At 35.8% G+C, this 13,044-nt stretch carries 14 protein-coding genes, 2 tRNA genes and 1 rRNA gene; all 17 read left to right on the top strand.

Annotated features, from left to right (window positions below; genetic code table 11):
* Positions 1–98 precede the first annotated feature (98 nt).
* The 17 genes from rrf to pheS all read left to right on the top strand — a co-directional run bounded on the left by rrf (position 99) and on the right by pheS (position 13,040).
* A 5S ribosomal RNA gene (gene rrf, locus C5Q96_RS01835) occupies positions 99–215 on the top strand.
* Between the two features lie 9 nt (positions 216–224).
* Positions 225–299 (top strand) — tRNA-Glu (locus tag C5Q96_RS01840).
* Positions 300–311: 12 nt separating this feature from the next.
* Positions 312–394: transfer RNA gene (locus tag C5Q96_RS01845), tRNA-Leu, on the top strand.
* 251 nt (positions 395–645) lie between these two features.
* Positions 646–1,563 (top strand): hypothetical protein, encoded by a 918-nt coding sequence (locus tag C5Q96_RS01850; protein ID WP_106056663.1) that lies wholly within the window; start codon positions 646–648, stop codon positions 1,561–1,563.
* 58 nt (positions 1,564–1,621) lie between these two features.
* Positions 1,622–2,878 (top strand): CpaF family protein, encoded by a 1,257-nt coding sequence (locus C5Q96_RS01855; protein ID WP_245905582.1) that lies wholly within the window; start codon positions 1,622–1,624, stop codon positions 2,876–2,878.
* A complete protein-coding gene (locus tag C5Q96_RS01860; RefSeq protein ID WP_106056665.1) occupies positions 2,875–3,738 on the top strand; it encodes a type II secretion system F family protein in 864 nt (287 codons plus the stop codon). The genes C5Q96_RS01855 and C5Q96_RS01860 overlap by 4 nt, the downstream gene beginning before the upstream one ends.
* A 15-nt stretch (positions 3,739–3,753) precedes the next feature.
* Positions 3,754–4,740, top strand: coding sequence for a type II secretion system F family protein (locus C5Q96_RS01865; RefSeq protein ID WP_106056667.1), 987 nt, complete (start codon positions 3,754–3,756; stop codon positions 4,738–4,740).
* A gap of 177 nt (positions 4,741–4,917) precedes the next feature.
* A complete protein-coding gene (locus C5Q96_RS01870; protein ID WP_094234132.1) occupies positions 4,918–5,079 on the top strand; it encodes a Flp1 family type IVb pilin in 162 nt (53 codons plus the stop codon).
* A gap of 52 nt (positions 5,080–5,131) precedes the next feature.
* Positions 5,132–5,437 carry a hypothetical protein gene (locus C5Q96_RS01875; RefSeq protein WP_106056669.1) on the top strand — a complete coding sequence of 102 codons (306 nt, stop codon included), beginning with the start codon at positions 5,132–5,134 and terminating at the stop codon, positions 5,435–5,437.
* On the top strand, positions 5,406–6,770 hold the full coding sequence (locus C5Q96_RS01880) for a DUF5702 domain-containing protein (RefSeq protein ID WP_158696656.1): 1,365 nt from the start codon (positions 5,406–5,408) through the stop codon (positions 6,768–6,770). Before C5Q96_RS01875 ends, C5Q96_RS01880 begins: the two co-directional genes overlap by 32 nt.
* A complete protein-coding gene (locus C5Q96_RS01885; RefSeq protein WP_158696657.1) occupies positions 6,745–7,521 on the top strand; it encodes a hypothetical protein in 777 nt (258 codons plus the stop codon). Before C5Q96_RS01880 ends, C5Q96_RS01885 begins: the two co-directional genes overlap by 26 nt.
* Positions 7,522–7,525: 4 nt before the next feature.
* Positions 7,526–8,053: a hypothetical protein gene (locus C5Q96_RS01890; protein WP_106056675.1), complete on the top strand. Its 528-nt coding sequence runs from the start codon at positions 7,526–7,528 to the stop codon at positions 8,051–8,053.
* A 301-nt stretch (positions 8,054–8,354) separates the two neighbouring features.
* Positions 8,355–8,906: a DUF3793 family protein gene (locus C5Q96_RS01895; RefSeq protein ID WP_106056677.1), complete on the top strand. Its 552-nt coding sequence runs from the start codon at positions 8,355–8,357 to the stop codon at positions 8,904–8,906.
* 15 nt (positions 8,907–8,921) lie between these two features.
* Positions 8,922–9,200, top strand: a complete 279-nt coding sequence (locus C5Q96_RS01900; protein WP_094234138.1) for a DUF2325 domain-containing protein — start codon at positions 8,922–8,924, stop codon at positions 9,198–9,200.
* A gap of 225 nt (positions 9,201–9,425) precedes the next feature.
* Positions 9,426–9,659 carry a preprotein translocase subunit SecG gene (secG, locus tag C5Q96_RS01905; protein WP_106056679.1) on the top strand — a complete coding sequence of 78 codons (234 nt, stop codon included), beginning with the start codon at positions 9,426–9,428 and terminating at the stop codon, positions 9,657–9,659.
* Between the two features lie 144 nt (positions 9,660–9,803).
* Positions 9,804–11,822, top strand: coding sequence for a sodium-translocating pyrophosphatase (locus C5Q96_RS01910; protein ID WP_106056681.1), 2,019 nt, complete (start codon positions 9,804–9,806; stop codon positions 11,820–11,822).
* 180 nt (positions 11,823–12,002) lie between these two features.
* Positions 12,003–13,040: a phenylalanine--tRNA ligase subunit alpha gene (gene pheS, locus C5Q96_RS01915; RefSeq protein WP_106056683.1), complete on the top strand. Its 1,038-nt coding sequence runs from the start codon at positions 12,003–12,005 to the stop codon at positions 13,038–13,040.
* Positions 13,041–13,044: the final 4 nt, after the last annotated feature.

The raw sequence follows: 13,044 nt of genomic DNA on the forward strand, positions 1-13,044 counted from the left end.
ATTCAATTTTGAGGGTACAGCTCTCAAAAGCGTAGAAGATGATAAAGTACATCTTACTACAAAATATATGAGTAGATTGCGAAACGCGATTTACATAATCCGGTGACAATAGCAGAGAGGTTACACCTGTTCCCATCCCGAACACAGAAGTTAAGCTCTTTAGCGCTGAAGATACTTGGTGGGAAGCTGCCTGGGAAATTAGGACGTCGCCGGTTTTTTTATAAGGCCCCATGGTCAAGCGGTTAAGACATCGCCCTTTCACGGCGGTAACCCGGGTTCGATTCCCGGTGGGGTCACCACCAATTAAATATGCGCTTGTGGCGGAACTGGCAGACGCACCAGATTTAGGTTCTGGCGGGCGACCGTGGGGGTTCGAGTCCCTCCAAGCGCACCAAATTAGATCTATAGTTTTATCTATAGGTCTTTTTTTATTTATATATATTTACCTTTTATTATTTCTGATTATTATCAATTTAATATAATTTTAATCTATTTACATTATTTACATTATTTACTTATAGCTCCTTATTTTCTTTGCTTGTAAAAAGGTGTGCTGAAGGGGAATTTTTTTAATGATATCATTTGCTTGTAAGGATGTAGATAATCCTTACCACTCCAATTTTTTACTATTTCTAGAGGTGATTGATGAGATTTCGAATTTTGTTAAGTGATAAATACTATCTTACGTCTTTTGTTGAAATGACTAGTAAGATTGACAAAAACCTTCTTATTGACTTAAATTTTAATGGTTTACTCCTTGATGATGAACTGTTAATCACTGATATTAATGTTGAAACGTTATCTCATCAGTATCCTTCTTTAAACATTCAGGCTGTGTGTGTTCTTTCTCCCATAACAGGTGAGGAAAATCTTTTTAAAGGTCCATTTAAACTTTTTAAGTTTCAGCCTTTTGATGACATAATATCTAAAATTAAGATTTGTAGTTTTAGCTATTTTGGAGGTAACAGCTATGACATCTCGAAAAATCATAAAATCGCATTTATTTTTGATATAGATGTTTATTCTTCTGATTTTATTGAACAGTTTGCGAAGCAAATAGTCTATAAGTACGGATTAAATGTGTTGATTTTTCCACTTCAGTATTTGTCTTCGATTAATTATTTTGAAAACAAAGGATTTACTGATTCTTATGTTTTTAAGAAACTTGTTTATTTAATTAATAAACATGAGAGAATTCCAATTGAATCTTTTTTTTCTTTAGACAACTTAGGATTTTATTATTTTAAGAGCTCTTTGGCTTTGAATCCTATAGCGAAAATGGATGATTCTTCTTTTGAAATGTTAATTAAGTATATATGTGGACATTTCTTTGATGTTATTTGTTTTGATATTGGACGTTGTCTTAATGAACGTAATATTAAATTACTTCATCAGATGGATAAAGTTATTTTACTTAGCAGGAATTGTAAGCCTGACGAATCATTTTCAAGCATTATCTCAGAGTTGAGTATAAATAATCTTTCTTACATTAACCATGATTCTGATGGAACTACTTTAGAAATTACTATTAGTGAGTTGATTGATACAGTTTTAAACTCATAATTGCACAGAATACTTTTACTTGATATTCTAATATTTTTTATATTGATAGGAATTACTTATGGAAATGGTTTCAAATTATAGTATGAAGTATGTTGTAAACAAACATTCAAGAGTTATTGAATTAATTACAAACAATTTAAAAGCCATAATTTCTCATTCTGACGAATCTTTAAATGAAGAACAACTTCTTGAGTTAGTTGAAAATACAGTGTTTGAAAGTAGTTATATTTCTTTAATTGATTATGATGAAATCACCGATGTAATTAGGGCGATATTTTTAAGAGTATCAAGTAAATATAGCATTTTATCAAACTATATTGAAGATCCTTGTATTAATGAAATTATGGTAAATGGATATAATCGTATTTTTGTTGAGAAGAATAAAAAAATTACTGAAGTAGATAATGCATTCTACTCCGATGATGAGTTAGAAGGGTTAATAAGGATGTTTGCATCTGATATTCACCGCGAGATTAATGAAGCAAATCCAATTGTTGATGCACGACTTGAGAACGGATACAGAGTAAATGGAGTATTAAAAAATGTTGCTCTAAATGGTCCAATTTTAACTATTAGGAAGTTTGCAAATGATGAAATTACACTTGATGATCTTGTAAACAATGATTCTATGCCTCGAGAATGCTCGGATTTCTTAACTAAGCTTGTTGCAGCAAAATACAATATCTTTATAAGTGGTGGGACATCTTCAGGTAAAACAACTTTTTTAAATGCTTTATCATCAGCAATTAATTCGGATGAACGTGTGATTATCATTGAGGATTCTGCTGAGCTAAAGGTTAGCCAGATAAAAAATATTGTTCATATGGAATGTCGAAATGCTAATTCTGTTGGGAAAGGAATGGTAAGCATGGAAATGCTGATTAAGACTAGTCTTAGAATGCGACCAGACAGAATTATTGTTGGTGAAGTCAGAGGTCGGGAAGTTATTGATATGATACAAGCTATGTCAACTGGTCATGATGGCAGTATGTCAACAGGACACGGGAATTCTATAAAAGGGATGTTAAACCGACTTGAGACAATGTACCTCATGGATACTCAAATTCCTATTTATTCGATTAAAAGCCAGATTGCAAATGCTCTAGATATATTTGTTCATCTGCGTAGAGATAGTGATGGAAAACGACGTCTTGTTGAAGTTGCGGAGTTGGTAGGATTTGATGGCGAAGATTATAAATTAAATTATATTTATTATACGGATCCTGACGGAAAACTAATGGAAACGGGAAATAATTTAACTAATTGTGAGAAATTAATGCAAAACTTGCATGAGGAAGGTGTGTCAGTGAGTTGAGAAATGGATTTCTGGTTAATGGAGAGTCTGCAAGAGATCTTAATAAGAGTACCCCAATTAAGCATGTGGGGATAAAGGATGACTATAATATTCAGAGTGAACATCTTGCTAATTCTGAAATTAGATATGATAAATATATGGTAGATAAAAGAGAAAAACAGCTCTTATTTGCCGGTACACTTGTAGTCGGTACAGCTTTATCTGTACTTATGTATCACAATGTTTTTTTCAGTTTAGTGCTTTTATTATTTTATATTAAAATTCAAGAAATATATGCGGAATATATGCTAGCTAGAAGGAAGCGGGCACTTGCTGAGCAATTTAAGGACTTTCTATTTATTTTATCTACATCAATTGGTACAGGTAGAGGAATGCGTGATGCAATTGGTGAAGCCATACCTGGGATAGTTGGAATTTATGGTGAAAATGCTATTTTAAGTAGGGAGTTAAAGAATATGCATAAGCGCATGAGCATTGGTAATGAAGAAGATGTGACAGTTCTAAATGATTTTGCTAAGCGTTCGGCATCGGAAGATATAGTTGATTTTATGATTATTTATTCAACTTGCAAGACGACAGGCGCTAGTCTCGTTGATGCATTAAATAAAGCAGCCAGTGTGATTATAGATAAGATGACTATAGAGAATGAGATTAGAACTATGGCGAATAGAAAGAAGAATGAGAGTATTATTCTTTTTGTGATGCCGTTTATTGTAGTACTGTTTCTAAATTTATTTTCTCCTGAATATATCGCACCTCTTTATGAGAGCTATATTGGCAGAGTTATTATGACGATGGTTGTTGCTGCTGACATTTTTATATATTCAGTTATGCAGAAAATTACTAATGTTGAAATATAGGAAGGTGAGAAGTCCGTGAAAATTAATCTTGGAGATATATTTGATCGTGAACTTAAGAAACAACTAGTTCAGATTTCAGTTATTTCATTCATTTTTTTAGTAATTATTCTGATTAAACCCCAAATGAGTGGCAAGTACATAGTCAATGACAAAGGAAATGTTGTTGGTATAATGCAACGAGGAACAGAAAAATTTGCTGAATACAACTTGATTGCTAATGTGCAGCGAGATAACAAAAGCATATCACAAGATGTAAGTCTCAGAAAAAATGTGGATGAAAATAATGGAAAAGAGAATCATAATTCCTCACATGATATTGAAGCAGAAATGAGTGCAAGCCTAGGAATTGCAGTAAGCAGACTAGAGGAATCACGTAGTAAAAAGATTATTTTGCCCTCAAAGCTCGATGATGGCAGCATTGTCACTTGGAGTAAAAGTGGAAAGTCTAATAGAGGCTGGATGATGGTTGTCGTTATGTATGTACTAATCGGAATCGCAGTGATTTTCGACAAACACGATAAACTTAGAAAAGCGGACATAGATATGCGCAAACAGATTTTGAAAGCGCTTCCGAGATTTACAAATCAGTTGTTATTGATGATGAACTCTGGTGTTATTTTAAGCGATGCCTTTCATAAGATTTGCTATGGGTACTCTATGATGCAGATTGAGCATCAAGGTGAACTAGAACGTAATATAATTGCCATGACGGAGTCAGCAGAGCTAACTAATCGAAGTATACCGATACTGTTCTCTGAATTGGCAAAGAAGTATTCTGTAAAAGAGCTAATGCGAATATCAACTGTTTTGCGGGAGAATGAAAAAAGAGGGAGCAATATTCAGGAAAAGCTAGAACGTGAGAGTGCATTTCTTTGGGATATTAGAAAAGTTATTGCAAGGGAACAAGGGAAACTGATAGACACTAAAATGACTTATCCGCTAGGATTACTTCTAGTTTTGTTAATTATAATAACCATGGCACCAGCAATGATGTCCATGTAGTGCTTAGTACTATGATAATTAAGGAGGTGATTGAAATGTAAGGGTTAATATTATAGAGTTGAACGTATTTTATGCAATTAGATGTAAGTGTGTATGTGTAAATGTAAATGTGTGTGTTGATTATTGCCTATTTAAGTATGTGATGATGGGTGTCTGCAGTGACAAAGGAGGAAAGATATGAAAAACATAAAAAAACTATTTAAATCTAAAGCAGGTATGGAGCTTGTTCAAGTAGCTATTCTAATCGCTATTGCTATTGCGCTCGGGATTATCTTCAAAACAGAGATTACGTCTTTTGTAAACAAAACATTCAAAGCACTTAATGCGAGTAAATTTTAAATCCTGCGCGCAGAATTTATTTATGCCTTTTTCTAATAAACGAGGGGAACAGATGGTAGAAGCGAGCATTGTTCTGCCAATCATAATACTGGTAATAATGCTATTAATTAGACTTTGCACCTTTTATCTAGAATGCTTAATTACTCAGACTAATATGCATCGCAAGATGTTATCAAAATGGGACAGCACTAAATCACCTGTGGTTAAAACACTTAATGATTTTAGAGATATTAACTATGCTAATTTAGGTTTGGCTGAAGGGCTGATTAGAAAAACTATAGATGTAAAAGGATTTACGCTGTGTGAAGATAAGTTCGTGAGAGTTGGTGATACTGTTGAGACAGCTGTTCAAGAGTAAACGCGGATCGACGATTGTTATTATATCGTACGTATTCCTCGCTTTGATATCAATGATAATAATTGCAATTGGGATAGCGAGAAGCCGCACTGTTCAAAGTTGGTCAGAGGTGAGTGGAAAACTTTGGGGTAAAGCGATTCTGTCTGAATATGATAAATATTTACTACATGATTACGGAATAATGGCATTTCAAAGCAATGATATAGATGTTGTAAAGAGGCTAAATGTATATTCAAAATATTCCTTTGAGGATAAACTTCGCGTTAGCCTTGGAACACCAAGTGCAAACCTAGATCAGTACCGTATGTCAGATTTGAATAATTTTCGCAAAAGTATACGTGACTCACTTCTATATGAAAGCGCCAAGTCGGTGCTTGATGGTAGTAATAGAAATGTTCGTAGTGACGTTAAAAACCTAAATGTTTCTATAGATGAATCTAAAAATGCTACTGCTGAATCTAAAGATAAGAGTGTATACGGGAAAAGGATAATCGGAAACAAATACGTTATAGAAACTTTGCCATCGAGAGGTGAAAAGAATAATTTCAACATAAAAAGGATATCTGGAATGATAAGTAATAACAATGCTTCGGATAAGTTAAGTTCCAAAGCTCTAGGGAAAATCTCTGAAATGGCATTCATAGTTAATAAGTTCAATAGCCACCTTAAGACTTGTAGTGATAAAGAGACATTTTTTGCAAATGAGTACGAGTATATTGTTAAAGGGAATTTAGATGATAATAAAAACTTCGAGAGCTGTAAAAAGAGCATTTTTTTGATTAGAAATGCACTAAATTTAGCTGCATTATCTAAAGATCCTGAAAAGATGGAGTTAATAGCAGCCGTATCAGAGGTCATATCTCCGGGGCCAGGCGCAATAGTCATTCAAGGCATAATAATGGAAAGCTGGGCAGCTCTTGAAGCTCGCGAAGATGTGAAAGCTTTACTAGATAACAAACGAATTCCTTTTATAAAAAAGAAAGGTGAGTGGAAGGTATCGTTAGAAAGTGTGCTGGGAGATGAAAAGTTTAGTGAAAAGATAGATGAGGAATCTAGAAAAATAATGAATGAGAATTCAGAACAACTGAAGGAAATGAGTAAGACTGAAAGCTTTGTAGAGAATATGAGTGGGCAAAACTATGAAGAATATCTCTTGCTAATGATGTTAACAACCCCTAAGGATCTAAGAACGCGTAGAATTATGGATCTAATTCAGATTAACATGAAATATCGATACTATGATGATTTTAACTTCGATGAATATAACTGTGGGGTAAGATTCAATTTAAAAATTAATGGTAAATCATATGAAGTTGATGATTCGTACAAGTAAAGAAATCAATAATAAAAGGGGAAGTTATATCGTTGAGGCAACATTGATTCTGCCGATTTTCATGATTGCGATTATGGTTATGAGTTCTATTATATCTGCTTATAGCTGTATTGAAGATGCAAACTATATATCAGCTAATCATTTGAGAAAATCGGCAGCGGTTGCGTCAAAAGTTAACATCTTTCAATTAGTTCCTAATCAAATTCATAATGAGCTAAACTTAAACCATTCTCAAATTGATGGGTTTGCAGTAAATTCAACATCGTATAGGAAGAACGCTTTCGGAATAGATGAAGTCATATCTATAGATGCAGATTTGAGATTAAATACTAAAAATCCAATTGGGTTTAAAACAGAAGCAAAGTATAGACTTAAGACAATAACTCGTGCATATGTTGGGCGTGTGAGAGATGATACCCATATGACTGTTGATGATCTTACAGGGGAGGGTGATAGACCTGTCTTCATTTTTCCTAAACGTGGAGAGAAGTATCATAATCAAGGATGCACATATATGCACTCAAAGGTAACGTCAACTACGTTAACCTCAAGTATTAGAAAGGAATATGATCCATGTCCAGTGTGTAAGAGTAAAAGGGCGAAGGTTGGGGCTCGTGTATATTACTATCCTGTTCAAGGTGAATGCTACCATATGGCAGGTTGCAGGGTTATGGAGAGGAATTACGTGGAGGTAACAAAGAAAATTGCAGAGAGGCGCGGATATACACCGTGTTCAAAATGTGGAGGTTAGTTAAGTGGAGAAGGATATTAGGCAAAGTATTACTGACTATAAGATGCCAAGATATATATGCGAGATTTTATGCAATCATTATGCAAAAGCATTTCTGGATATGACAATTATATGCGAGAATGATACTTATATATTTTCATATGATAAAAAGAATAAGCGGCGCCTAGTATATCGTGAACTTACAGAGATCGATAAGCTGCAATTAGTGCTAACTCTCATCATGATTAATGATAATAATTGTCAGATGCTTATTGGAGCAGAGAGATATCTGATAGAACCTGAGCTTATTTATTCAGTTAGAAATAGGACAGACTATAATAGTATAGGAATATTGTTTTATCCAGATACGACAATGACACCATTTAATATTAAGCTCATAAGGTTTATGGATAAAATTGGAACTAAAAACAAGAAGAAGGCTATTAATTGTTTTGAATTAATAAAAGATGAGTTAGCAAAAAATGAAATATACAGAGCAAAGAGTATTGCAGAAAAGAATCTGAATAGATTTTTAAATGAGAAAGTAGTGTAGATTAAGTCTGAAGAGAAGAGGGTGCCTAGCTTTATAAGCAAAGTTAGTTACTGTGATTAAATTAATAGTACATTTATTATTTTGCCATTGGCTTTATATTAATTATGGAAAAATAATATAAATTTTCTCTTATATCTTGACTTAGATACAAATAATATGGTATTTTATCAATAGTTAAAAGACTCTAACTCAAGAGTCTTTTTTAAAAATAATGAGTTAGATATATTTAACTGTTTTGTGACTGGTCGCAAAACAGTGTGCATAAGCAAGTATATCGTGAATATCATCTCAGGGGTATAGGATGTTAGAGGACAAAGTTATTCAGTTTTGTGCACCAACTCTGGCACGAATTAAAATAGGCGGCATGTTCGGTTATAGCTACTGTTCACAGGAGAAACTCAAGGTTGAACTTGCGATAATTAACAATAAACTAAATCGTAAAGGGGTTGTTGTAGTAGTACTACATGACAATGGCAAAAGAGCTCTCCTATATGTATTTAGACCAGATATGTTATTTATGCGCTTATCAGAGTGCTGTGTAAGTAAATTGATGCATAATTTTGGATATGAAAGCTGCGATGTGACAGGGGCTTTACAAAGACTTATTTATAGGATTTCGATTTGTGGGAGTTTCCCTCACGAAGTGGGTATATTTTTAGGTTATCCTGTGGATGACGTCGCTGGTTTCATCAATCATTGTGGAAATAATTGTAAGGCTTGTGGGCAGTGGAAAGTTTACGGTGATGTTGAGTATGCCAAGAATCTTTTTGCAAAATATAAGCGATGCGAAAAAATTTATATGAAGAGGTTCAAAATAGACGGTGATATTGCAAAATTAACCGTTTGTGCATAGCTGGGAGGATAGATTATGAGTATTGTCATAGTAGGCGGAAATGAGTGTATGGAATGTCAATATAAGGAGATTTGTAAAAAACACGGATGTAAAGCCAAGGTATTCACTAAGGAACGCGGAAATGTAGGGAAGAAGATGGGCTGTCCAGATTTGCTCGTGATGTTTACAAATACCGTGTCACATAAGATGATGAACACCGCTGTTGCAGAGGCAAAGCGTAAAAATGTTGAGGTTGCTTGGGTTCACTCAAGCAGTGCATCTGCTCTTAAGACTTTGTTAGCTCAGTATGTGTAATTTAGGAATATTGCGAAAATATAATACAAAAAGAATGAGGATCTATAATTAAGAATGGGTCCTTATTTTAGGTTGTAGAATATAGAAGGATATATAACTAAAGTACTTATCGTGTACACGGTTTCAAGCATTCGAAGACCTATGGAATGTTGACTTTGTTTATTGCTCATGTTAAACTATTATGGTTCTTTAAGAACTATAAATGTAACATATGTGGAGGGGATTATGCACACCGCATTAATGGTTGTTTTACTCATCACTAGTGTGATTCTGATCCTTAGCATCTTGCTTCAATCAAGCAAGAGTGATGGACTTTCCGGCTCAATTGCTGGAGGTGCAGAACAGCTTTTTGGAAAGAAGAAGAGCAATGGTTATGATGCAATACTCGCTAGAATTACGACAGTTGTATCGGCTATTTATATCATTGTAGCATTAGTCATCGTAGCAATTTTCAACTAGTATTTATACAAAAATACAGTAAATTAACAGATTGTTTATGTTGATATACAGAGGTTTGGGATTAAGCCTCTGTATATCTTTAATATATTTTTATTTTATTATTTAGGAATTTGAGATTTTTCTCACATTTCAAGGAGGTTTATTATGGCGATTAAGTGGATGGTTCCTGCTGCGGCATTAATCGGTCTGCTTGTAGCTTTCGCACTTGCTTCGTGGGTAGGTAAGGCGCCGGAAGGTACAGACAGAATGAAGGAAATATCCGGCTACATCAGGGAAGGCGCATTTGCATTTCTGAAGAGAGAATATAAGACGATGGTAATCGTAATCGTTGCATTGTTCATTCTCATTGGATTTGCAATTAATTGGACATCTGCGGTTCTCTATGTTTGCGGTGCTCTGCTTTCTGTACTTGCAGGATTCTTTGGTATGAATGTTGCTACAAAAGGTAATGTAAGAACAGCCAATGCTGCTATGGAATCAGGTATGCCACGAGCTCTCAAAATTGCATTTAGAAGTGGTGCGGTAATGGGACTTTGTGTTGCAGGACTAGGACTTTTAGGACTAGGTGTCGTTGTAGTTGTTCTTGATTTAGCAACTATAATGCAGTGCATTACGAGCTTTGGATTAGGAGCTTCATCGATGGCCCTATTTGGGCGTGTAGGTGGAGGTATTTACACTAAAGCAGCCGACGTTGGTGCAGACCTTGTAGGTAAGGTAGAAGCAGGTATTCCTGAGGACGATCCAAGAAACCCTGCTGTTATTGCGGATAATGTTGGAGATAATGTAGGTGACGTTGCTGGAATGGGATCTGACCTATTTGAATCATACGTTGGATCTATTATTTCCGCTGTAACTCTAGCTGCCGTTGCCGTTGATGCTTCTGGTGTTACTGGAACTTTTACAGAGGCAACTGCCGCGATATTCCCACTACTTATTTCTGCTGTTGGTATTATCGCATCAGTTATTGGCGTAATGTGTGTAAGGGGAAGCGCAAATGTTAACCCTGCTAAATCATTAAATGTTGGAACTTATGTGAGCAGTGCAATTGTAATTATCGGCTCACTTGTATTAAGTAACAAGCTTTTAGGATCACTTACTTACGCATATGCGATTATCGCGGGTCTTTTGGTCGGTGTTATTATAGGAGCCATCACAGAGGTCTATACTTCAGATTCATATAGATTTGTTAAGAAGATCGCTGAACAGTCGCAGACCGGCTCGGCTACTACAATCATTAGTGGGTTTGGTGTTGGAATGAGCTCAACTTTCTGGCCAATTATCTTTATCTGTGTAGGAATTATAGTTGCGTACAACTTTGCAGGACTATACGGCATTGCGCTAGCTGCTGTAGGCATGTTATCTACAACAGGTATGACAGTTGCTGTAGATGCTTATGGACCAGTTTCTGACAATGCTGGTGGTATTGCTGAAATGTCAGAGCTACCTGAAAGCGTAAGAGAGATAACTGATACTCTCGATTCTGTTGGTAATACAACGGCTGCTATTGGTAAAGGATTTGCCATTGGATCAGCTGCTCTTACAGCACTTGCATTATTTGCATCATTTGCTGTTTCGGCAAAATTAAACCAGATTAGCTTACTTGATCCACTGGTAATTGTCGGGCTGTTCATCGGAGCTATGCTTCCATTCTTGTTCTCAGCTATGACCATGAATTCGGTTGGAAAAGCTGCTAATGAGATGATTGAAGAGGTAAGACGTCAGTTCCGTGAAAATAAGGGCATTATGGAAGGTAGTGCAAAGCCAGACTATGCTAGATGTGTTCACATCTCAACAGGTGCTGCTCTTCATGAGATGATTGCCCCAGGTCTACTAGCTATCGTTGCACCTTTGTTGATTGGCTTGTTACTTGGTACCCAAGCTCTCGGTGGAATGCTTGCTGGTTCACTTGCATCAGGAGTTCTTTTAGCAATCATGATGGCTAACGCTGGTGGTGCATGGGACAACGCAAAGAAATATGTTGAGAGTGGAGCATATGGCGGAAAGGGAAGTGAGACTCACAAGGCTACAGTTGTTGGTGATACTGTTGGTGATCCATTCAAGGATACATCTGGTCCATCAATCAATATACTTATTAAGCTTATGACTATCGTTTCTCTTGTATTCGCACCTGTGTTCGTTCATTTTGGTGGAATCCTCTTTTAAGGGACAATAAGTGTCAATATTAAATGTAAGGACATGTACTAATGTACATGTCCTTTTATAATGAAAATACTTAATTTTGTACGAAATGAGGTTTTCAGTCTTGTTGAATAAAATAACAAAAAATGATAAAATATTTGGGTATATTTTTAAGATAGCATGCTTACAAGGAGGGCTTAAGTTATGCATAGTAGATTAGAAGAAATACGTGAAAATGGGCTTTTACGTATTGCAAATGCTGAAAGTGTTGAAGCTTTACAAAATGTTCGTAGAGAGCTTACAGGAAAAAAAGGGGCGTTAACTGACGTACTCAAGAACCTTGGGAAGCTTGAACCAGAGATGAGAAAATCAGTTGGAATGAAGGCAAATGAAATTAAAAATTTCTTTGCAGAAAAGATTAGTGAGAGAGAAGAAGAACTCGTCGCATCAAAATCTGCTGTAGATGAGAAAATAGATCTTACTTTACCTGGCACACCTATAAAGAGCGGTGCGCTTCATCCAATCACTCAGATGTGCTACGATCTTAACGATGCCTTTCTCTCCTTGGGCTTTGAGATATTTAGCGAGAATGACATTAGTAGTGAGAAGTATGCTTTTGACAACTTGAATTTCCCTGCTGATCACCCGGCAAGACAGATGATGGATACATACTGGATTGAAGGTACGGAGAACAAGAACGGAACAGATAGACTTTGTCTTAGACCTCATCTAACTGGTGCTTCAGTTAGACGCTTGCTTGAGGTTGGTGCTCCAACGCGATTTGTTTATCCTGGTCGTGTATATCGAAATGAAAATACAGATGCTAGACATGAAAGAGCTTTTTTTCAGTATGAGGCTCTAATTGTTGATAAGGACTTATCTTTTTCATCAGGAAAGGTAATGATAGAGACTATTCTTGAAAAGGTATTCGGCAGGAAGATAAACGTTCGCATGCGTGAAGGCTTCTTCCCATTTACTGAACCTGGATATGAAATCGATATGGAATGCCTCGTATGCGGTGGTAAGGGCTGTAGAGTGTGTAATCAGAATGGATGGATTGAAGTTATGCCAGGTGGTGTTATCCATCCAAATGTTCTTAGGGCTGCTAACCTCGACCCTGATGTGTGGACTGGTTTCTACACCAACATTGGTCTAGATAGACTTGTTATGATGCGCTACGGAGTAGATGATGTTAGACTTTTCCATAGTGCTGACCTTAGATTCTTAGAGCAGTTCAAGTAGGAGG

It is taken from the genome of Mogibacterium diversum, from assembly GCF_002998925.1.
Lineage (GTDB): Bacteria > Bacillota > Clostridia > Peptostreptococcales > Anaerovoracaceae > Mogibacterium > Mogibacterium diversum.